Below are 23,388 nucleotides of genomic sequence, written 5' to 3' on the forward strand. Positions count from 1 at the left end.
CATGCGCTCGCCCTTCGACATCCTCGAGGCCTACGAGCGGCGCAGCCTGGCGCACGCCGTGCAGATGCCCGAACGCGCCTTCGACGACGACGTCTGGCGCGGGGTCGGCTACCGCGTCGGCAAGCGCCACCTGGTCTCGGACTTCCGCGAAGTGGTGGAAATCGTGCGCATGCCGCCGGTCACCCCGGTGCCGGGCGCGCAGCCGTGGCTGCTGGGCGTGGGCAACCTGCGCGGCAACCTGTTCCCGGTGGTCGACCTGAAGCAGTTCCTGGAAGGCGAGCGCACCGCGCTGCAGGAAGGCCAGCGCGTGCTGATCATGCGCCAGAGCGGCGGCGACGTGGCCCTGACCATCGACGAGCTGTTCGGCCAGCGCAGTTTCACCGAGGCGCAGGCGGTGGAGCCGGGCGATCTGGCCCAGGGCCGCTACGCGCACTTCATCGACCGCGCCTTCCGCGGCGACGCCCAGGACTGGGGCGTGTTCTCGCTGTCGCTGCTGTCGCGCACTCCCGAATTCCGGCAAGCCGCCGCCTGAGCGCGCGCGCTGCCTCCGCATCGAAGACCGAGGTCGCATCATGAGTACTGCTCCGGACGCCCGCAAGGCCAGCAAGCTCGGCAGCGTGGGCACGAGTTTCTGGCTGGGCCTGCTGGCGCTGTCGCTGGTCGTGTTCGGCGCCAACACCGGCGTGGCCACCTGGCAGGGCAACCGCCTGGCCGGCGCCAGCACCGGCGCGGCCGACCTGCAGGTGCTGTCGCAACAGCTGGCCAACCAGGCCCGCGACGCGGTGTCCGGCAACGCCGAGACCTTCAAGCAGTTCAAGCAGACCAAGGCGAAGGTGGAGAGCACCGTCGCCGGGCTCAATGCGCGCTATGCCAGCGAGACCGGCGTGGCCGGGCCGTTGCAGACCCTCAACGGCACCTGGGCGCCGCTGGCCAAGAACGCGCAGCAGGTGGTGGACAGCGAACCGGCGGTGCTGGCGCTGGCCGGCAACGCCGACCGCTTCGTCGGCGGCGTGCCGCAGCTGCAGGCGCAGTTGAACGAGGTGGTGCGCGCGATGACCGTCGGCGGCGCCCCCGCCGCGCAGATCTACAACACCCTGCAGCAGGTGGTGGTGGCCGGCACCATGGCCCGCCGCGTCACCGAAATGCGCGCCGGCGGCCGCGGCGCCGCCAGCGCCGGCGATGCGCTGGCGCGCGACTCGGTGGTGTTCGGGCAGATGCTCGAGGGCCTGCGCAACGGCAACGAGGAACTGGGCATCGCTCCGGTGCGCAACGCCGCCGCCTTGGCCGCGCTGGAGCAGTCGCAGGCGCAATGGGCCGAAATGAAGAAGGACCTGGACGCGCTGCAGGCCAGCTCGCGCAGCCTGTTCGCCGCGCAATCCGCCGCTGCGGCGCTGACCGCCGGCTCGGGCAAGATGCTGGAGGACAGCAAGAAGCTGTTCGATGCGTTTTCCGCGTTCGGTTCCACCCGCGATACCCGGTGGTTCCCGAACTTCTGGCTGGGCGTGATCTCCGGCCTGCTGGCGCTGCTGTCGATCATCGGTTTCGTCTGGACCACGGTGCGCAGCCGCAGCCGCGAGCAGGAAATCCGCCTGCAGACCCAGGTCGAATACAACAGCCGCAACCAGCAGGCGATCATGCGCCTGCTCGACGAAATCAGCTCGCTCGGCGAAGGCGACCTGACGGTCAAGGCCTCGGTCACCGAGGACATGACCGGCGCCATCGCCGACGCGATCAACTACGCCGTCGACGAGCTGCGCCACCTGGTGACCACCATCAACGACACCTCGGCCAAGGTCGCCGTGTCCACCGAGGAAACCCAGGCCACCGCGCGGCAACTGGCCGAGGCGGCCGGCCACCAGGCCGAGCAGATCGGTTCGGCCTCGGTCCGCATCAACGAAATCGCCGCCAGCATCGAGCAGGTCTCGCGCAACTCCACCGAATCGGCGGAAGTGGCGCAGCGCTCGGTGGTGATCGCGGCCGAGGGCGCCGGCGTGGTCCGCGAGACCATCCAGGGCATGGACCAGATCCGCGACCAGATCCAGGAGACCTCCAAGCGCATCAAGCGCCTGGGCGAGTCGACCCAGGAGATCGGCTCGATCGTGGAACTGATCAACGACATTTCCGAGCAGACCAACATCCTGGCGCTCAACGCCGCGGTGCAGGCCGCCTCGGCCGGCGAGGCCGGCCGCGGTTTCGCCCTGGTCGCCGACGAAGTGCAGCGCCTGGCCGAACGCACCTCCGGCGCCACCCGCCGCATCGAAGGTCTGGTGCAGACCATTCAGGCCGACACCAACGAAGCGGTCAGCTCGATGGAGCAGACCACCTCCGAAGTGGTGTCCGGCGCGCGCCTGGCCGAGGACGCCGGCACCGCGCTGACCGAGATCGAGCGTGTGTCCAACGCGCTCAACACCCTCATCAAGAACATCTCCATCGCCGCGCACCAGCAGTCGGCGGCGGCGATCGACATCACCCAGACGATGGACGTGATCCGGCAGATCACCGGACAGACCTCGCAGGGCGCGGGACAGACCGCCGAATCGATCGGCCGCCTGGCGCAACTGGCGGCGGACCTGCGGCGCTCGGTCGCCGACTTCAAGCTGCCGGCGTAAGCGGGCCGGAACCGGGTGGAAGGAAGCGCACATGACGTACCGTGAACAACTCCCGCATGCCGTCGCCGCGCTCGCGCGGCGCGGCGCGTGCCCGGCCGTGGAGACGCGGCGATGAGCGCGCTGCGCGATGCGATGAGCCATGCCGCGCTGGGCTGGGTCAAGCCGGAACTGGACGAGACCCTGCGCCAGGTCCGCGGCGAGATCGAAGCCTTCGTCGAGGAACCGGCCGACACCGGGCGCATGCGTTTCTGCGCCGGCTACCTGCACCAGGTGCAGGGCACCTTGCGCATGGTCGAGCTGTACGCGCCGGCGATGGTCGCCGAGGAGCTGGAACTGCTGGCCACGGCAGTGCAGAACGGCCAGGCGGCCGACCGCGACGAGGCCTGCGCCACGCTGATGCGCGGCACCGTGCTGCTGCCGGACTACCTGGAGCGCCTGCAGGACGGCCACCGCGACATTCCGATCGTGCTGCTGCCCTTGCTCAACGAGATCCGCGCCGCGCGCGGCGAAGCCGGGCTCAGCGAGGGCGCGCTGTTCGCGCTGGCGCCCGACGCTGCCGCCGCCACCGAGGCCGAACTGGACCACGCGCGCGGCAGCCTCGCCGGGCGCAACCGCGAACTACTCGACACCGTCGGCACCGCGATCAAGGAAGAGCTGCTGCGGGTCAAGGACGCGCTGGACCTGCACCTGCGCACCGGCGGCGACGTCGCCGCGCTGCAGACCCAGGTCGACGAGCTGGGCAGCGTCGCCGATACCCTGGGCGTGATGGGCCTGGGCGTGGCGCGCAGCGTGGTGGTGCAGCAGCGCGATGCGCTGCGCAGCATCGTCGACGGCGCGCGCGAGGCCGACGAAGGCCTGTTGCTGGATATCGCCGGCGCGCTGCTGTACGTGGATGCCTCGCTCGACGACCAGGTCGCCTACCTGGGCGCCGGCGGCGACGTGCACGACGACGCCAGCGCCGCCGAGGCGCGGCGGACGGTGGAAGTGCTGGCGCACGAGGCGATCGCCAACTTCGGCAGCGCCCGCGAGCATTTCGTCGCCTTCATCGAGACCAACTGGGACCACGCGCGCCTGGACGAGGTGCCGCGCCTGCTCGGCGAGGTCGCCGGCGCCCTGCGCATGCTGGAACTGCCGCAGCCGGCCGACTACTTGGAAGGCGTGCGCCGCTACGTCGCCACCGAACTGATCGGCAAGCGCCGCGTGCCCAGCGGCCGCCAGCTCGACACCCTGGCCGACGCGATGGCCAGCCTCGAGTACTACCTGGAAGCGCTGCGCGAGCGCCGTCCGGGGCGCGAGGAGATCCTCGACATCACCCGCAGCAGCCTGGAAGCGCTGCGCTACTGGCCGTTGCCCGAGACCGCGCCGGCCGCGCCGGGCGTGTTGCCGAGCGGGAGCGAGGCGGCCGAATCGGTTGCGCCGCCGCCGCCGTTGGCTGCCGATCGCATCGTCGAGTCCGCGCCCGCGTCCATCGCCCCGCCGGCCGTGCCGGCCTGGGATCTGGCGCCGGCCGAGGACGCCCCGGAGACCACGCCGCGCACGCAGGATGCTGCGCCGTCCGCACCGCAGGCGCCGCAGTGGAGCCTGGCCACGGACGAGCCCGATGCTGCGGCCGAATCAGCCTCTGTGCCGGCCGACGAGGGTGACGTGCGCGACGAAGCCGCGCAGGAGTCCACGGCGCCGTCGCAGGCGCTCAGTTTCGATCCGGTCGCGGCCGAACAGGACAGCTGGACCGGCACCGCCGAGCCGCTGCACATCAGCCTCGATTCCCTGGTGCTGGAACAGGACGCGCTGCGGCCGGAGACGCCGCCCGCGTTCGCGCAGGAGGACGAGGCGGCCGCCACTTCCGCGGCGTCCGCCTCCGAGGTCGTCGGCTTCGATCCGGTGGCCGCCGAGTACAGCGACGCTGCGCCGGCCGAGACGCCGGCCGCGTTCGCGGGCCTGGGCGAGTACGACGATCCCAACCTGATCATCGTCGACGCGCCGGCCGCTGCGGAAGACACCGACGCCGCCACGCCGCCGCTGGTCATCGAACTGGAGGACGCGCCGGCGTTCGCCGATGCGCCGAGCATGGCGGCCGACGAAGAACCTGCACTCGATTGGCATGCCACTCCGGCCTCGCAGGACGAGGAGTCGGCGTTCTCGCTGGCCGACGTCGGCGCCGACATCGCGCACGGCGAGCGCCTCGACGCGGCAGGGGAGGCGGAGTCTTTCGACGCCGCTGTCGAAGACGAAGGTGCCGCGCACGCAAGCCCGACCGGGACCGAGGAAGTTGCCGCCGCCGACGGCGTCCGCGAGACCGATTCTCCCGCTGCCCTCGATGGCGCGGCGCATGCCGATGCCGACCTTGCCAGCAGCGGTGAGGAAGCGCACAGCGATGCCGTCACCGACGCACCATCGGTGCCGGCACATGCCGAGCCGGAACCCGAGCACCATGCGACGCTGGAGCCGGCGCCGGAACACGCTGCAACTGCCGAGACCGCTGCGCCGGTGTCGGACGCCGAAGCGGCGTTCCTCGCCGACCTGGAAGCGGCCGCGGCGCAATTCGATGTCACCTCTGCCGCGCCCGGCGGCGAGCATGCCGCACCCGCCGCCGCGGAGGCGAGCGCCGCGCCCGGCGCCGCGCCCGCTACCGCAACGCCTGCCCTCGAAACCGGTTTTATCGACGGCGATGGCGAGATCGACGACGAGATCCGCGCCGTGTTCCTCGAGGAGTTCGACGAGGAACTGGTCAATCTCGGCACGCTGCTGCCGGCCTGGCGCGCCGCGCCTGCCCACATGGAAAGCCTGCGTCCGATCCGCCGCGTGTTCCACACCTTGAAGGGCAGCGGCCGCTTGGTCGGCGCGCGCGTGCTCGGCGAGTTCAGCTGGAAGATCGAGAGCATGCTCAACCGCGTGCTCGACGGCTCGCGCCCCGCCAGCCCGGCGGTGGTGGCCATGGTCGAGCAGGCCTACGCCGTGCTGCCGCAACTCAATGCCGCGCTGCGCGGCGAGGGCGCGGTGCAGGCCGACCTGGACGCGATCCAGGCCGTGGCCGAGCGCATCGCCGCCGGCGAGGACGCCTTCTATTTCGCTACTCCGCAGGCGGCGGCCACGCCGCGTGCGGGCACACCGGCGTCGGTGGACAGCGTGCTGCGCGAGATCCTCGAAGCCGAGGTCGGCACCCATCTGGAGACCGTGCACGACTGGCTGCAGCACGCGCCGCAACCGGCGACCGAAGCACTGCTGCGCGCGATGCACACCATGAGCGGTGCGTTCGCGATGACCGACGTGCCGGAGATCACCGCCGTCACCGGCCCGGCCGAGAGCTACGTCAAGCGCGCCCTGGCGTCGGGCAGCGTGCCGAGCGCCGACGGCGTGCGCGCGCTCGAGGAGTCGGCGCGTGCCATCGCCGCCACCATTGCCGAGTTGCAGGCGCCGTCGCCGGTGATTCCGCCGTTCACCGAACTGTCGCAGCGCCTGCGTGCGCTGGTTGACACGCTGCCGGAAGTGCAGTGGCCGCCGATCGCGTACGACGAGGACGAGGAAGACCTGTCCGCGTCGGCACCGGCCGATGCCGGCCTCGATGCACAGGCCGTGCAGGCGGTGGAACTCACCGCGGCCGACGACCTGTCGGCGTTCGTGGGCGATGCCGCGCATCTGCACGAGGCGCTGCCGGCGGACGACGCGGCTGGGCAGGCCGATGAAAGCGCCTCCGACCAGCGTGCTGTCGACGTCCCCGCGGACGCGGTACCGGAGTCCACGCAGGCTGAAGCCGGGGCCACGCTCGACACTGACACTGACGCTGACGCTGAGGCGGCCATGCCGGCATCGGCGAGCGAGCACACGTCGCCTGCGGCAGAGGCGTCCGCGCAGGACCAGCCGCCGAGCCACGACACGGCGTCGGTTGACGCGACGACGACGCATGACGACCGCGAGGCCGACGAACAGGCAGCATTGGCGCAGGAGGGCCAGCTCGATGAGCTGACGGTCGAGGCGCCCTTGAGCGCCGAGCAGGTGCCGGACGAGTCGGCGCCGGAGGCGCTGGACCCTGGCGCGGAGCAGGATGCGACCGCGGATGCGATCGCCGCGGATGCTGCCACCGGCACCCAAGTCGAGGTGCAGGAACTGCAAGTGCCGGAACACGATGGCGAGGCGCAGGGTTCCGAGGATCGCGCGACCGATGCGCAAACCGAGGAGACCCAGGACGCAGCCGCGCACGCGCAGGATGCGCAGGCACCCGATCACGCGGCAGCGGACGGTGATGCCGAGGCTCACGCAATCGACGTGCAGGCGGACATCCAGGACGTAGCCGTCCACGCGCAGGAGGCGCAGGCGTCCGACCACGCGGCAGCAGACCGCGATGGCGAGGACCAGGCAACCGACGCGCAGGCGAACGACAGCCAGGATGCGTCCGCACACGCGGAAGCGGCGCAGGGACCGGATCACGACGCCGCGCACCGCGACGCCGATGCGCCCACCGACGACACCGACGAAGCGCACGAGCAGCAACTCAACGAGGCTGCTCCCGCAATCGGTCTGCGGCAGCAGCCGTCGGCGTCGTCGAGCGGCTGGCGCCACGACGGCACAGCCTCGGCCAACGACGATACTGAGGCCGCCGCCGAGCATGGCGATGCCACGCTAGATGGCGCATCGCATCCGGCCGAGGTGACGGACGCGGGCGGTGCAGCTTCCCTCGCCGCGGACGCGGCGGACGCGCACACCGACGCCGAAGCGCAGGCAGAGCACGTCGAGCCGATCGACGGCGCACGCGATGGCGTGCCGCAGGACGCGGCCGTTGCAGCGGACCATGCCGCGCACATACCGCCGTCCGATACCGCAGAGGCGACGGACACGCATCACGTGGCGTCCGACGAAGCGCACCATGCGCCCCAGGCCGACGCCGCTCAGGGCGACACGACCACGGCGGCCGATGCCGACGCGGCAGCGTCTGCCGACGACCTCCACGAAGACAGCCATCAGCACGCGCCGGAGGCGGCCGCACCCGCGCCGTTCGAGGCCGACGCCGCGCATGCCGCGGCCGATGGCGCGCGGACCGATCTGTCGGCCGCCGATCTCGGCCCGCTGGACTTCGCCGACCTCGATCGCGAACTGGTCGATATCTTCGTCGACGAAGGCAAGGATCTGCTCGACCACTGCGATCGCCTGATCGCCGAGCTGCGCGCCGCGCCGCAGGACCGCGACGTGCTCGGCGGCCTGCAGCGCGACCTGCACACGCTCAAGGGCGGCGCGCGCATGGCCGGCATCAACGCCATCGGCGACCTCGGCCACGGCATCGAGTCCTTGCTGGAGGTGGTGGCCGCGCATCGCACCGAACTCGACCGCCAGGACGTGCAATTGCTGGAGCGCGGCTTCGATCGCCTGCACCAGTTGTTGACCCTGACCGGCAACCATCGCGCGGTGGCGATGCCGCAAGACCTGATCGGCGCGTTCGACGCGCGCGCGCACGGGCAGGCGCCCGTCGCCGTCGGCGATGCCGACACCGTCGCCGCGGCGACGGTCGCGGCAGCCGACGACACCTTGGCCGCCGCAGCCCTGGCCGCCGTGGCGGCGCCGCTGTCGGCACCGCTACCGGCGGAGGGCACGCTCGACGACGAGTCGACGATCGCGCGGCCGATGCAGGAACAGGTGCGCGTGCGCGCCGACCTGCTCGACCGCCTGGTCAACCACGCCGGCGAAGTGGCGATCTACCGCTCGCGGCTGGAGCAGCAGTTGGGCGCATTCCGTGGCGCGATGGCCGAACTGGACCGCACCAACGCGCGTCTGCGCGACCAGCTGCGGCGTCTGGATCTGGAAACCGAGGCGCAGATCGTCGCCCGCTACCAGCGCGAACAGGACCAGGCCGAGCAGAGTTTCGACCCGCTGGAACTGGACCGCTTCTCCACGCTGCAGCAACTCAGCCGCGCGCTCAACGAGTCCGCGGCCGACCTGGGCGGCCTGCAGGGCGTGCTCGACGACCTGGCACGCCAGTACGACGGCCTGCTGCAACAGCAGTCGCGCGTCAGTTCGGAGCTGCAGGACGGGCTGATGCGCGCGCGCATGGTGCCGTTCGACGGCCTGGTGCCGCGGCTGCGGCGCGTGGTGCGCCAGGCCGCCAGCGAGACCGGCAAGCAGGTGCACCTGAGCCTGGAAGGCACCCATGGCGAACTCGACCGCAACGTGCTCGATCGCATGGTCGCGCCGCTGGAGCACATGCTGCGCAACTCTGTCGCGCACGGCCTGGAAGCGCCGGAACAGCGCCGCGCCGCGGGCAAGGCGGAGGAGGGCAACATCGCCATTCGCCTGCGTCGCGAAGGTTCGGAAATCGTGCTGGAAGTGGCCGACGACGGCGCCGGACTCGACCGCGAGGCGATCCGCCGCCGCGCCGAGCAGCGCGGGCTGGTCGCCGCCGACGCGGCGCTGTCCGACGACGAACTGGATGCGCTGATCTTCGCGCCCGGGTTCAGCACCTACGACCAGGTCAGCCAGCTGGCCGGCCGCGGCGTGGGCATGGACGTGGTGCGCAACGAGGTGCGCCAGCTCGGCGGCTCGGTGGACATCCACTCGGTGCGCGGCCAGGGCGTGACCTTCACCCTGCGCCTGCCGCAGACCCTGGCGGTGACCCAGGCGGTGTTCGTGCAGATCGGCGACACCACCTTCGCGGTGCCGGTGGCGTCGGTCAGCGGTATCGGCCGCATCGGCCGCGAACGCTTCGAGGCCGGCAGCGGCGGCTACCGCTACAGCGGCGAGGAGTACGCGCTGTACGACCTCGGCTCGCTGGTCGGACAGGCGCCGGCGCGGGCCGAAGGCCAAGCGCAGGTGCCGCTGCTGCTGGTACGCGCGGGCGATCTGCGTGCGGCGGTGGCGATCGACCAGGTGCTCGGCAACCGCGAAATCGTGGTCAAGCCGGTCGGCCTGCAGATCGCCTCGGTGCCCGGCATCTACGGCGCCACCATCACCGGCGACGGCCGCGTGGTGGTGATCCTCGACATCGCCCCGCTGGTGCGCCGCTACCTGGCGCAGCCGCAGCGGCCGGTGGTGGAGGCGGTCCCGACCGAACAGCGCCGCGTGCCGCTGGTGATGGTGGTCGACGACTCGCTGACCATGCGCAAGGTCACCGGCCGCGTGCTGGAACGGCACAACTTCGACGTGGTGTCCGCGCGCGACGGCGTCGAGGCGCTGGAACGCCTGGAAGAGCGCGTGCCCGACCTGATGCTGCTGGACATCGAGATGCCGCGCATGGACGGCTACGAACTGGCGACCGCGATGCGCGCCGACCCGCGCTACGCCGCCGTGCCGATCGTGATGATCACCTCGCGCAGCGGCGAAAAGCACCGCCAGCGCGCCTTCGAACTGGGCGTGCAGCGCTACCTCGGCAAGCCTTATCAAGAGTTGGATCTGATGCGCAACGTCTACGACCTGCTGGGGATCGCCCGTGTTCGCGAATGACGGCGACGCCACCGCCACGCCGGTCGCGTTGCTGGCCCGTCCCGGCAAGGCGCGCGAGCGCCTGCGCGAAGCGCTGCATCTGGTCGGCGCCGCGATCGTGCTGGAGGACGACCCCGGTGCGATCGACGCGCAGACCCTGGCCGATGCCGGGCCCAGTGCGGTGCTGATCGCGCTGGAGCCGGCGATCGAGGACGCGCTGGAGCGGCTGGATGTGGCGCTGGCGCTGCCCGGCGTCACCGTGATCTTCGACGAGGCCGAACTGGCCGCGCGCCGCGAAGGCTGGGAAGTGCAGCGCTGGGCGCGGCACCTGGCGGCCAAGCTGCAAGGCCACCAGGACGTGTTGCCGCCCGGCCGCGAGACCGAGGCCGGCCTGCAGCCGGAGCCGGGCCTGCCGGCGACGCCGGCGCAACTGCACGACGCCGCGCCGATCGGCCTGCACGTCGACGAAGCCACCAGCTTCGCCGAGGCCGCGCCAGAAGATGGCATGTACACCTGGCAGCCGCCGGCCGATGTCGCCCCCGGCTTCGAGGAGCTGCAGTTTGCGCGCGCCGAGGCTGCCGCCAGCGACGCGCCGGCGTTCCCGGCTGCAGCGCCTGCCGATGCCGCACCGGCTGCGCCGACAGCCGCACCCGCGGCGCTGCCGGCCAGTGCCTGGTCGCTGGTCGACGACGATACGCCGCTGATCGCGACGCCGCGCGTGCCGCAACGCGAACCGCAATTTTCGACCGAAGGCCTGTCGCTGGTCGCGCTGGAGTCGGAAGAGCCCGTGTCCACCAGCGGCGCCGGCACCCGCGCCGACGTCGCGCGTGGGGCGGTGCTGGTGATGGCCGGCATCGGCGGCCCCGACGCGATTCGCCGCCTGCTCGCCGCACTGCCGGAACGCTTCCCGCTGCCGCTGCTGGTGCAGTTGCGCCTGGATGGCGGCCGCTACGGCAACCTGGTCAAGCAGATCGCGCGCGTGTCCGCGCTGCCGGTGCTGCTGGCCGAGGCCGGCGAGCCGGTCGCCCCCGGCAACGTCTACATCCTGCCCGACGACGTCGGCGTACAGGGCACCGCCGGCCTGCGCTTCGTCGCCCAGGACGCCGGCGCCTCGGTGGTCGCCGGCCTGCCGGCCGCGCACAGCGCAGTGCTGCTGCTCAGTGGCAGCGATCCGCAACAGGTCGACGCCGTACTGGCACTTGCCGCGCAGGGCGCCTGGGTGGCCGGGCAATCCGGCGACGGCTGCTACGACCCCGCCGCCGGCGCGCAACTGATCCTGCAGGGCCATCCCGGCGGCGATCCGGCGCAACTGGCCCAGGCCTTGACCGCGCGGTGGAGCGGCTGAGCGAGGCGGCACACCCCATTCCCCGCCGCGCCCGCACCGCGCGTTTTTTCCGCTTTCAGGACGAAGTCACTCCATGAGCAGCTACGCCAGCAACGACGAAATCCGCGGTGTCCTCATCCTGGCCGGCAGCGAGCGCGTGTTGCTGCCCAACGCCACCATCGCCGAAGTGATGTCGCGCGTTCCGGTCGAACCGCTGCCCGACGCTCCGCACTGGCTGCTCGGCCAGATCGCCTGGTACGGCTGGAAAGTCCCGCTGGTCTCCTTCGCCCGCCTGACCGGCCTGGGCGCCGAGACCGTCGCCACCAACAACAAGATCGTCGTGCTCAAGGCCCTGGGCGGCAATCCCGACCTGCCATACGTGGCCCTGCTCACCCAATCCTTCCCGCAACTGATCTCCGTCCCCCGCGACGGCCTGCTCGCCGACGCCTCCGAAGAAACCCTCCCGCCCGGCGTGCATATGCGCGTGCTGCTCGGCGAGCAGAGCGCGTTGCTGCCGGATCTGGAGGCGATCGAGGGGATGGTGGTGGAGCGGTTTGCGGTGGCAGAGTAGGGGCGATCAGTCTTGCGGCCGTCTTGCTTCTGACTGCAAGCTGCAACTTCCATCGCCGATGTTCTGCCTGCTTGAGCAGAGCGCGCTTCAGCGTGTTGCCAGGGTAAGTGGCTTCGTCTAGCATCGTCGATCGTCATGACAAGGATTGTCGTATGCGCAACGTGTGGTTTCCGTTCGCTGTACTGCTTCGCTCAGGGATGAGCCGATCTGGCCAATGCCAGGCGTTTTATTTGGATGGCCCCGATCTTGCGACCGCACCAGCGGCCGCCGTTGGCTATGCGCTATTGCGCGTCAGAAGGAGGCCGGTCGAGTCCCATGGACCCGCTCGACATCCTGCTGCTCCCTGATTCGACCGAATTGATGGACTTCTTGCAAGGACGCGCAATGATCACTACCGCCCGCACTCCCACTTATTTCGGCGCCATGCGCTTCGCGCTTCTGATCGCGATGCTGCTCCTTCTGTCAGGGGCCGCATTCGCAGCGGCAGAAGGGAAGAAGCAGCAGTTCCAGCTACGCGATGCGGAGGGGAATGACCGTGGTGTCTATTCCACCCAAGCCGAAGCGGAGGCCGCGATCAAGGCGATTCCTGGGCCTCAAAACATGGAGGACGCGTACCAGTACGTCGATACGATCAAGGACACCGTCGTCAAGGAAAATGGGTCATCGGTGATCACCTATTGGATGGGTCGTACCAAAGCCATTGACGAAGAGTGGATGTATACCACTTGGCACACCTCCAAGATTCCGACCGAAGAGCAGGCAGCCATCATTCTTGCCCAGGAAGTCAGCGCTACAAAGCCCGCGTGCCCTCCAGCTTCAGTCTCGCCGGTAGAGGCTTGGCGAGCTATCTCTGGCCCGTATCCCGAGTATGACATCGGCATCGAAGGTCAGAGCAGAGGATACAGCGCTCATACCTATTATGAAGATTGCAGCGGCCCCGACGAGTACATCACGTATATGAGCCGTACGCGGCGCTCCGAATGCCCGAAGCCTTACGCGTCCTGGCACATTAGCGACCAAGGTTGCACCAACAAAGAGATCTTCGCCACCATCGAAGTCTCGACGTTGCAATGCGAGACGCAAAAAAATGGCGGCAACTCCGGAATGCGAGGCAACCCCTGCGACGTCAAGACCGGCGAGAAATTCCAGACCGAGCGCGACCTGGATCTTGGGTGGATCACCCTGACGCGTTATTACCACTCGGGTATCGCGCTGAACACGGGTGGATTCGGCCCTGGCTGGACCTTCTCGCACAGTCTGCACCTGACGATCCAGGGCGATACGCTTGGCCTGGTGGAAGGCAGCGGCTATGCCGTGCCGTTCCGCAAGATGGGTTCTGAATATCGCGCGGCCAACGCCTCGGACGAGCGCATCGTCGCCAACAGCGACCAATGGATCCTGTATCGCCAGGATGCGATCTACACCTTCGATGCCAAGGGCAAGCTGGTCTCGCGCATGGCCGAGGATGGCAGTGGATGGGTGTATGGCTACAACGCGCGTGGGCGCTTGCAGAGTATCGCCTCGCTGCAGGGGCGCTCCCTCGAACTGGTGTATGCAGACGAAAACGACGATGCACTGATCAGCGGCGTCGTCTCCGGTGGGGTGCAACTGGTCAGTTACAGCTACGACCAGCAGCGCCTGACTGGCGTCACGTATGCAGACGGCAAGAGCCGGATCTATCACTATGAGGACACGCGCTTCCCGCGCCATCTGACCGGTGTGACCACGGAAGACGGCCAGCGCTTCAGCACCTTCGCCTACGACGAGGTCGGTCGTGCGATCTCCAGCCAGCACGCCGGTGGCATCGACGGCATCACCCTGGCGTACTCCGCCGCCGGTACCCGCGTCACCGACGCGTTGGGCGATGTCAACGATTACACGATGACCGATGCCGGTGGTGTCTCGCCGAAGGTGGCCGCCGTTGCTAGGACCGACGGCACGCTGCAGTACAGCTACAATGACCAGTCCAACGACTTCCGCCGCCGGCTGAGCAGCGTCACCGATCGCCGTGGCGTCCAGACCCAGCACAGCTATGCCGAAGCGACCGAGAACGGTGTCGCGGTGAACATTCACACCGTGCGCGAGGCGGTCGGGCAGCCCCAGGAGCGCACCACGACGACACGCACCGCGGCCGGCAGCAATCGCTTGCTGTCGGTGCAGACCGGCGGGCGCACCGTGTCTTACAGCTACAACGATCGCCTGCAGCCGGTGCAGATGACGAGCAGCGACACGGCTTCAGGCAAGCAGCGCACTGTCACCTACAGCTACTGCGAAGCGGCGGACGTGGCCGCGACCGACAGTGCCTGCCCGATACTCGGCTTGCCCAAGACGGTCGACGGCGCGCGCACTGACGTCAACGACACCACCACGTTCACCTACTACCCCGCCGACGACACCACCTGCGCCACGTCCCCGACCAGCTGCGCACACCGCAAGGGCGACCTGTGGAAAGTGACCCATGCGCTGGGCCAAATCACCGAGTACTTGGCCTACGACGGCGCCGGCCGCGTGCTGTCGGCGAAGAACGCCAACGGCGTGGTCACCGACTACACCTACCACCCGCGTGGCTGGCTGACCGCCAGCAAGGTGCGCGGGTCCGACGACAGCAGCGAGAGCGACGACCGCATTACCGCGATCGACTATTGGCCGACTGGTCTGGTCAAGCAGGTGACGCAGCCTGATGGCGCGTTCACCCGCTTCACCTACGACGCCGCACACCGGTTGACGGATATCGCCGACAACGCCGGCAACACCATCCACTACACGCTGGACAATGCCGGCAACCGATCCAAGGAAGACACCAAGGACGCATCGGGCACACTCAAGCGCACGCTCTCGCGGGTGTACAACCAGCTCGGCCAACTGGTGACGCAGGCCACCGCACAAGGTGATCCGACCGACTTCGGCTACGATCCAAACGGCAACACCAAGACCGTCACCGACGCGCTCGGACATGTCACCCAGAACGACTACGACCCGCTCAACCGCCTGGCGCGTACCCTGCAGGATGTGGGCGGCATCGCTGCCGAGACCAAGTTCGGCTACGACGCGCTGGACAACCTGACCAAGGTCACCGACCCCAAGGGCCTGGAAACTACTTATGCCTACAACGGCCTGGGCGACTTGACCAAGCTCACCAGCCCAGACACCGGCAGCACCACGTATACCTACGACAGCGCCGGCAACCGCGCCACCCAGACCGATGCGCGCAACATCAAGACCAGCTACGGCTACGACGCGTTGAACCGCCTGACCCAGGTCGGCTATCCGACCACCAGCCTCAACGTCAGCTACACCTACGACGTCAGCCAGAGCACCTGCGCCAGCGGCGAGACCTACGGCGTCGGCCACCTGACCCGGATGCAGGACGGCAGCGGCAGCACCGACTACTGCTACGACCGTTTCGGCGGTCTGGTGCGCAAGGTGCAGACCACCAACGGCAAGGTGTTCGTGGTCCGCTACGCCTACACCAAGGCCGGGCAACTTAGCCGGTTGACCTACCCGGATGGGGCGGTGGTGGACTACGTACGCAACGCCCAGGGCCAGACCACCGAGGTCGGCGTGACCCCACCTGGCGGCACCCGCCAGGTGCTGCTGAACCAGGCCACCTACTATCCGTTCGGCCCGGTCGCCGGGTGGACCTACGGCAACGGCCGTCCGATGCAGCGCGTGCTGGATCAGGACTACCGCCCGCTGGCGGTCAACGACACGCGCAGCGATGGCCTTGCGGTGGGCTTCGCGTTCGACCCGGTCGGCAATCTCAGCGCGCTGACCGCGCCCGGCAACACCGCACCGGTCATCAAACTGGACTACGACCCGCTGGGCCGTCTGACCGCGTTCAAGGATGGTCCGACCGATACGGTGATCGACGGCTACACCTATGACGCCACCGGCAACCGCCTCAGCGCCAAGGTCAACACCAGCACCCAGACCTACAGCTATCCGACCACCAGCCATCGCCTGAGCAGCGTGGCCGGCACCGCACGTAGCTATGACGCGGCCGGCAACACCACGGCGATCGGCGGCACCGCCGTGCAGTACGTGTACGGCGCTAACGGCCGGCTGACACAGGTCAAGCGTAGCAGCACCACCGTGGCGAACTATGCCTACAATGGCCGTGGCGAGCAGGTCAGGCGGGTGGGCAAGACCAATACCTACACGCTGTACGACGAGAGTGGTCACTGGCTGGGCGACTACGACAACAACGGTGCGGTCGTGCAGCAGGCGATCTGGCTGGATGACCTGCCGGTGGGCGTACTCGCCAAAAACACGCTGCGCTATGTGCAACCAGACCACCTGGGCACCCCGCGCGCGGTAATTGACCCGGTACGCGACGTGGCGATCTGGCGCTGGGACCTGAAGGGCGAAGCCTTCGGCGCCACCGCCCCAGACCAGGACCCGGACAAGGACGGCACGGCCTTTGTGTTCGATATGCGGTTCCCGGGGCAGCGCTATGACGCGCTGAGTGGGCTCAACCAGAACTACTTCCGCGACTATGAGCCCGGTACGGGGCGGTATGTGCAGAGTGATCCGATTGGGTTGGGCGGAGGTATGAGTACGTACGCCTATGTGGGCCTTAATCCTGCTTATTCAAAAGATCTTTACGGCCTTGAGTCTCCTGGCTGGTGGTCATTCCCCCCCGGAGTGCAAAGAGAACGCTGGCGAGAGTCTCAAAAACACGGATATCGCGGAGAGTTGAATTTTCAGCTCAGCTTAGGTGGCTCCTACGGAAATTTTGCCGCAGGAGGCAGTGGTGAGGGTGGCATTGCCCTCGATACGAGTGGCAAGATTTGCTTATATATGAAGGGGTGTGGTACTACGCCGGTGGCCGGTGGGTTCATTGGGGGACTAGGTGGGACAGCAGGTTTCTCCTGTGGGACGGGCGGTTTGTCTGAAGGGAAAAGTAGCTCGGTTCAATTGCAGATAGGTGCAATGGAAGGAGCTGGGGCCAAAGGTTCGGTTGAAGTTTCCAAGGATGGAAATGCATCTTTAGGAATAAATGCTGGTATAGGTAGTCAGGTCTCCGGTGGCTTTCAGCAATGTCAGACAAGGACATTTCTATGCACAAAATAAACTGGCAAAAAATCAGATCTGATCAGAAATTGCTTGTCGGTTTTTCGATATTTTTGCTTGCATTTTTTGGGCTTATTTCATGTTGGGCGATAGAGTATTTTATTGGGCTCAGGGTCTATAGGTTGCTCGTCATGTTGTTCATGGGTTTAGCTATTGTGGATGTTCTTGCGCTTGCATCATATTCATATGATAAATATTTGAAGAAGAGTTAATTTATTTTATTTTTGGAGCCCTTCCGCAGTGGAATTGCTTTGCTGATGCGGCGCGGCGGGCAATTCCAAACTTTGCTGAAATGCTTGTATGACGCCAACAGCGCACTGGCCAAGCTCAGTGACAACGATAAGACAAAAAGTTGGATTGAATACAAAATAATGGAGCGATGAATGTCCAAAAAAAAGCTAGTAGACTTGGCGTTCGTCGTTTTATGCATTGGCGTTGCTTACCATCTTGAACTGTTTGGAAGTTACATAAGAGTTTTTTTATTCTTTTTGTGTTGCATGGCAATTTATGTTCTTGCAGGGTGGATGGTGTCGCGTTGCTTTCGAACTCGTAGTAAGTGATTTAATTGCTGCGTCATTGAGGAAGATAAGCAAATTTCTTCGCGGTTTTAGTGGTTGCGAAATTGTTTTCATGTTTGTATTTGGAGCGAGGTGACCTTATCGGGGTTATTGTTATAAGTGTAGCGGAGAGGGGCTCGGTCCGCTGAAGGTGCGAGATGTAAAGAAATTCTATTATATTGAGCGGGTTTCTAGTGGGGGCTTGGAGGTTTATGCAAAGTGCCAACTAGGTTGTAGTGGCTGGATGATTGACCTCTAGCGTTGACACTCTCCTAAGTGCGCGATGAGCTTGATAAACGTTCAGACATGCTTCGATGCAATCCTGGCGTAGCAAGCGGCCAAGCCAACTCTGTAACGCCGAGCAGGCCGTTTAATCCCATCCCGCTCTGCCGCATGATGTAAGGCCACGCGCACCCGTCCCGCGTGCCCTCCCAACGCCGGAGCCTCCCCATGCCGCAACGCCGCCACTTCCTGAAAACTGCCGCCTTCGGCGCCCTGGCCGCCGGGTTGGGCGGTGTGTTGCCGGGCGCACGCGCCGCCGTGGCCAAGGCGCAAGCCAAGACCGGCATCGGCCCCTTGCCACAGGGTGCAGCACGGGTGATCTCGACTTGGGACTTCGGCGTTGCCGCCAACCAGGCGGCATGGCAGGTGCTGTCGCGCGGTGGTGCGGCGCTGGATGCGGTGGAGGCTGGGGTGCGGGTGCCGGAGGCGGATCCGGACAATCACACGGTGGGGCTGGGCGGCTATCCGGACCGGGATGGGCGGGTCACGCTGGATGCCTGCATCATGGATCACACCGGCGGCTGCGGGTCGGTCGCGGCGCTGGAAGACATCGTGCATGCGATCTCGGTGGCGCGGCGGGTGATGGAGAAGACGCCGCATGTGATGCTGGTCGGCGATGGCGCGCTGCAGTTCGCGTTGGCGCAGGGCTTCGAGCGCACCAAGCTGCTCACGCCCGACTCCGAACAGGCGTGGAAGGAGTGGTTGAAGACCTCCCACTACGCGCCCGAGGCCAATATCGAGAACCGCGCCTATCGCCGCGGCACGCTGCCCGGCGGCAAGGACAACCACGACACCATCGGCATGCTGGCGCTGGATGCGCACGGCAACTTGTCCGGCGCCTGCACCACCAGTGGCATGGCGTGGAAGATGCACGGCCGGGTCGGCGACAGTCCGATCATCGGTGCCGGTCTTTACGTCGACAACGAAGTGGGCGGGGCGACATCGACCGGCGTTGGCGAGGAGGTGATCCGCAATGTCGGCAGTTTCGCGGTGGTGGAGATGATGCGGCAGGGCAAGAGTCCGGCCGAGGCCTGCCGCGAGGTGGTGATGCGCATCGTGCGGCGCAAGCCGCAGCTCACCCGCGACCTGCAGGTCGGATTCCTGGCGATGAACAAGCGCGGCGAGGTCGGCGCGTTCGCGATCCAGCCCGGTTTCAGTTACGCGGTCTGCGATGCGCAGCGGCAGGATCTGTTGCTGCCCGGGCAGAGCCATTTCGCGGCGCCGGCGGCATGAGCGGGAGCGTACCGATGGGCTTGGAAGTGGCGGCCGATGCGATCGGCTCGGCGCTGGCCGCGCAGGAGGGCGGTGCGATGCGGGTGGAGTTGTGCGGCGGCCTGGATGGCGGCGGGCTGACGCCGTCGTTCGGCACGCTGGCAGCGGTGCGCGATCGGCTGCGCATTCCGCTGTACGTGCTGATCCGCCCGCGGGTCGGCGATTTCGTGTTCGACGCGGCGGAGGTGGAGGCGATGCGTCGCGACGTGGAGCAGTGCGTGCGCCTGGGTTGCGATGGCGTGGTACTCGGTGCGCTGACCGCGGCTGGCGAGGTCGACATGGCGACGATGCGCGAGTTGATCGCTGCGGCGGGGCCGCTCGGCGTCACCTTCCATCGCGCCTTCGATGTCAGTGCCGATCCGCAGCGTGCCCTGGAGGACGTGATCGCGCTGGGCTGCGAGCGTGTGCTGACCTCCGGTGCGCGCGAGACCGCGGAAGAGGGCGTCGACATGATCGCCGCGTTGGTGCAGCAGGCCGGTGCGCGTTTGAGCGTGATGCCGGGATCCGGCGTCACCGAGGCCAACTTGGCGCAGCTGCGTGCGCGCACCGGGGCCCGCGAGTTCCATGGCTCGGCCCGTGGGCCGTTGGCGTCGCGGGCGCTTTCGTCACATCCGCATGTGCGCAGCCTGGGCGGTGATCGCATGCAGACCGACGTGGCACGCGTGCGGCGGATGGTGGCGTTGTTGGAGGAGCCGGGACCGGGGACCCTGGGCCCGGGGCCCGAAAAGGCCCATTTCACAGTCTGATCCGATCGCCAGGGAGCGCTCTTGCTCTTGCTTCTCCGGGTCCCCGGTCCCGGGCCCCGGGTCCCGAGCACGATTCACCTGCCGCCAGCAGGCGCCGCTGACTCCACACCCAACCGCTTCGGATCCAGCACCACATGCTTGATGCGCGTGCGCTTCCAGGTGTAGCTGATGTGCACCTTGCCGTCGCGGGTCTGGATCACCGCGGGGTAGGAGAACTCGTCCTTGGGGCTGTCTTCCAGGGTCAGCACGCGGGTCCAGTGCAGGCCGTCGTCGGACAGGGCGACGGCGAGGATGCCGCGGCCGTCCCACCAGTCCTTGCCGGCCTCGGTGGGGTTGTAGACCAGCAGGGAACGGCCGTCGGCCAGGACCACCGCGTCGGTGCCGGAATTGGGATTGGCCAGGTCGAGTAGGGTCATCGGTTCCCAGGTGCGGCCCTGGTCGCGCGACCAGGTGCTGAACACGTGGTTCTGCTGGCTGCGGCCCACCGCCTGCAGGCGGCCGTCCTTGTGCAGCAGCACGCTGGGCTGGATGGCGCCGATCCTGGCCGGGTCGTTCATCGCCGGGCCGCGGGTCCAGTGCGCGCCGTTGTCGTCGGACCATTCCATGTGCGCGACCCAGCCCGCGTCCTCGCTGCTGCTGGGGCTGAGGATGCGCCCGCTGGGCAACTGCACCGGCTTGTTCTTGATCGGACCGAGGATGCCGGCGGGCAGGTGCTCGGGCGTGGACCAGTGGTGGCCGCCGTCGCTGGAAGTGGTCTGCATGCCCCACCAGCGTTTCGGGTCGGGGCCCACCTTGTAGAACAGCCGCAGCGGCCCTTGCGCGGGCTGGAACAGCACCGGGTTCCAGGTCGGCAGCGGTGCGCCCTGCGCCTGTGCGCCATCCGCCACGCGCTGTGCCGGTTGCCAGCCGTTGGCGTCGCGGCGCGCCACCCAGATGGCGACATCGTCGGCGCCCTCGTGGCGGCCGCCGAACCAGGCCGCGAGCAGGCCATCGCGGGTTTCCACCAGGGTGGAGGCGTGGCATTGCGCGGTCGGCGCCTGCGCGTTGACGAATTCGCTGTAGACGATGGGCGAGGGCGGCACCTGCGGCGGGGCGACGGCGGCCGGACCGGCGATGGCGCGCACGGCGAACAGCGACAGCAGGGGAAACAGCGAAGGTGACATCATGTGGTACGGTCCTGTCCCGCAAACGGGGATACCTATTTATCATCAATTAAATACCATATGCTGACACCACCGGCAGCGCTGCCTGCCCGACCGACGATTGCGAGGATCCGCCATGCCGAACCGCCCGCTCTCTCCGCTCCGCTGGCTGGCCGCGCTCGGCCTGACCGCCCTGGCCGCGCCGCCGCTGCTCGCCGAGAACTTCGCCGAGGTCAAACCGTCGCCGCAGCAGGTGGCCTGGCAGGACCTGGAATTCGGGGTGATCGTGCATTTCGGCACCAACACCTTCCTGGATCGCGAGTGGGGCGACGGCACCGCCAGCCCGAAGGTGTTCGCGCCGGACCAGGTGGACCCAGCGCAGTGGGCCCGCGCCTCCAAGGCGGCCGGCGCCAAGTACCTGATCCTGGTCGCCAAGCACCATGACGGCTTCGCGCTGTGGCCCACCGAGGACAGCGCCTATTCGGTGAAGAACAGCCCGTGGCTCGGCGGCAAGGGCGACCTGGTGAAGATGACCAGCGAGGCCGTGCGCAAGGAAGGCATGGGCTTCGGCATCTACCTGTCGCCGTGGGATCGCCACGAGCCCAAGTACGCCGATCCCAAGGCCTACGACAAGTTCTATGCCGCGCAGCTTGTGGACCTGGCCTCGCACTACGGCCCGCTCACCGAGTGGTGGCTGGACGGCGCCGGCAGCGCCGGCCACGTGTACAACTTCGACAAGTACATGGAGGAACTGCGCACCTACCAGCCCAACGCCATGGTCTTCGCCGACACCGCGCTGTTCGAGTACGGCGACGTGCGCTGGGTCGGTAACGAAGCCGGGGTGATCGAGGGCGAGAACTGGAACACCATCGACCGCCACGGCTACCTGCGCTGGCGCCCGGTCGAGGTGGACACGCCGCTGCACAAGCTGCAGTGGTTCTGGCACCCGAACAGCGACCAGACGCTGAAGAGCGTCGACGAGCTGGTGCAGATCTGGGAAGACAGCGTCGGCCGCGGCGGCCAACTGGTGCTGGGCATCGCCCCGGACAAGCGCGGCCTGCTGCCCGAGGCCGACGTCAAGCGGCTGGAGGAAATGGGCCGGGCGCTGCAGGCGCGCTACGGCGCCGACCGCAACCTGGTGCGTGGCCGGCTCAAGAACGACGACGGCATCGCCGCGGCGGTGGACGGCGACCGCGACACGTTCTGGAGCGCGCCGGACGGCACGCACCACGCCACGCTGGAGCTGCAGTTCAAGCAGCCGGTGACCTTCGACACGGCAATGTCGATGGAATGGCTCAACGACGGCCAATTGGTGCAGAAGTACGCGGTGGAAGTGTTCCGCGACGGCGCCTGGGTCAAGGTCGCGCAGGCGCAGGCGATCGGCCACATGAAGATCGACCACTTCCCCGCGGTCACCGCCTCGCGCGTGCGCCTGAACATCCTGTCCAGCGTCGATGCCGCACATATCCGCGAGTTCCAGCTGTTCAACGTAGGGGCTTCCGCGCCGCGTTGAATCTGCCCGCGACGTAAGACCGAAGCCGCGCCCGGCGTGAAGCCGGGTGCGGCTTTTTCGTTGGAGTTGTGGCGCGGCGTTTGCGGCGCGGCGCCGGCGTGCAGGCGCCGCGGCTCCAAAATGAGCTGCGAAACTCCCCTCTCCCCGCGGGAGAGGGGTCGGGGGTGAGGGTACGGGTGCCGGTGAGAGTAGGGCACAAGCGCAGCCACTCCACGCGATTCGTGATCGGAGGTCGATGGCGCAGTCGCCCGACGCGGTACGCTGCAGTCACACCCGTATCTTGCCGGTGCCGCGACGCACGCGTCGACGCAACCCACATCGCTGCCAAGCCCCTGCGAGGACAACACGATGCCGCCGAATGCAAACGACGAAACCACGCCAGGCGAGGCAGGGCAAGCCACCGTGCAGGCACCTGCAGCCGTCGGGCCGAGCGAACATCGCGACGGCCACGCCGCACAGATCGGCGCATTGCCGGCAACGTCCGGCGCGGCGCCCGAGTCTGCGCTCGCCGCGGTCCTAGCCAATGCGCCGGCCCCGGTCGGGGCGGGTGCTGAAACGCGCATCAAACAGGCATCGGGTCTGGTCATGACGGCGGCGGCCAGCTATTACGGCGAGGACAGCAAGGCGGCCTTGGCGGCGCAAGCCGTCTTGCTCAAGAAAATGGAGGCACCGCCGGCCGAGGATGCCCTGCAATTACAGCGAATCGGCCCACCAAGCGATACCGTCGTTGCCGTGGCGCCGGCTGCATCGGGCTCGGGGGCCGCGCAGTCTGACAGCACCAACGGCGCCTCCGATCACTCCGATGGCACCTAGTCGTTAAGCACACGCTGAGCATGCGGCAGTGGGGTGCCGCATGAGAGCATGCGACCACCACACCGCCACCCGCAGGGAGCAG

Annotated in this window: 11 protein-coding genes; 10 read left to right on the forward strand and 1 reads right to left on the reverse strand. The window is 67.7% G+C overall.

Features of this window, described 5'->3' with window-relative positions; translation table 11 throughout:
- Nucleotide 1: 1 nt before the first annotated feature.
- The 8 genes from NUG21_RS06290 to NUG21_RS06325 all read left to right on the forward strand — a co-directional run bounded on the left by NUG21_RS06290 (nucleotide 2) and on the right by NUG21_RS06325 (nucleotide 19,838).
- Complete coding sequence (locus tag NUG21_RS06290) at nucleotides 2-532, forward strand: chemotaxis protein CheW (RefSeq protein WP_017910264.1); 531 nt, start codon at nucleotides 2-4, stop codon at nucleotides 530-532.
- Nucleotides 533-572: 40 nt separating this feature from the next.
- On the forward strand, nucleotides 573-2,609 hold the full coding sequence (locus NUG21_RS06295) for a methyl-accepting chemotaxis protein (RefSeq protein WP_263392584.1): 2,037 nt from the start codon (nucleotides 573-575) through the stop codon (nucleotides 2,607-2,609).
- A gap of 111 nt (nucleotides 2,610-2,720) precedes the next feature.
- A complete protein-coding gene (locus NUG21_RS06300; RefSeq protein ID WP_263392585.1) occupies nucleotides 2,721-10,034 on the forward strand; it encodes an Hpt domain-containing protein in 7,314 nt (2,437 codons plus the stop codon).
- A complete protein-coding gene (locus NUG21_RS06305; protein WP_263392586.1) occupies nucleotides 10,021-11,358 on the forward strand; it encodes a chemotaxis protein CheB in 1,338 nt (445 codons plus the stop codon). The genes NUG21_RS06300 and NUG21_RS06305 overlap by 14 nt, the downstream gene beginning before the upstream one ends.
- Before the next feature lie 73 nt (nucleotides 11,359-11,431).
- Nucleotides 11,432-11,908: a chemotaxis protein CheW gene (locus NUG21_RS06310; protein ID WP_263392587.1), complete on the forward strand. Its 477-nt coding sequence runs from the start codon at nucleotides 11,432-11,434 to the stop codon at nucleotides 11,906-11,908.
- A gap of 315 nt (nucleotides 11,909-12,223) precedes the next feature.
- Nucleotides 12,224-16,981, forward strand: coding sequence for an RHS repeat-associated core domain-containing protein (locus NUG21_RS06315; protein ID WP_263392588.1), 4,758 nt, complete (start codon nucleotides 12,224-12,226; stop codon nucleotides 16,979-16,981).
- 1,007 nt (nucleotides 16,982-17,988) lie between these two features.
- Nucleotides 17,989-19,053, forward strand: coding sequence for a glycosylasparaginase (locus NUG21_RS06320; RefSeq protein ID WP_242080722.1), 1,065 nt, complete (start codon nucleotides 17,989-17,991; stop codon nucleotides 19,051-19,053).
- Between the two features lie 14 nt (nucleotides 19,054-19,067).
- Complete coding sequence (locus NUG21_RS06325) at nucleotides 19,068-19,838, forward strand: copper homeostasis protein CutC (protein ID WP_263393040.1); 771 nt, start codon at nucleotides 19,068-19,070, stop codon at nucleotides 19,836-19,838.
- Nucleotides 19,839-19,912: 74 nt separating this feature from the next.
- Here the strand turns inward: NUG21_RS06325 and NUG21_RS06330 are convergent, their stop codons facing one another.
- Nucleotides 19,913-21,004, reverse strand: coding sequence for a sialidase family protein (locus tag NUG21_RS06330; RefSeq protein WP_263392589.1), 1,092 nt, complete (start codon nucleotides 21,002-21,004; stop codon nucleotides 19,913-19,915).
- Nucleotides 21,005-21,116: 112 nt separating this feature from the next.
- Here NUG21_RS06330 and NUG21_RS06335 point away from each other — a divergent pair, with 112 nt between their 5' ends.
- Both NUG21_RS06335 and NUG21_RS06340 read left to right on the forward strand, forming a co-directional pair.
- On the forward strand, nucleotides 21,117-22,493 hold the full coding sequence (locus NUG21_RS06335; protein ID WP_263392590.1) for an alpha-L-fucosidase: 1,377 nt from the start codon (nucleotides 21,117-21,119) through the stop codon (nucleotides 22,491-22,493).
- 348 nt (nucleotides 22,494-22,841) lie between these two features.
- Complete coding sequence (locus NUG21_RS06340; protein ID WP_263392591.1) at nucleotides 22,842-23,306, forward strand: hypothetical protein; 465 nt, start codon at nucleotides 22,842-22,844, stop codon at nucleotides 23,304-23,306.
- Nucleotides 23,307-23,388 lie beyond the last annotated feature (82 nt).

The organism is Xanthomonas sp. CFBP 8445, assembly GCF_025666235.1.
In the GTDB taxonomy this organism is placed as follows: domain Bacteria; phylum Pseudomonadota; class Gammaproteobacteria; order Xanthomonadales; family Xanthomonadaceae; genus Xanthomonas_A; species Xanthomonas_A indica.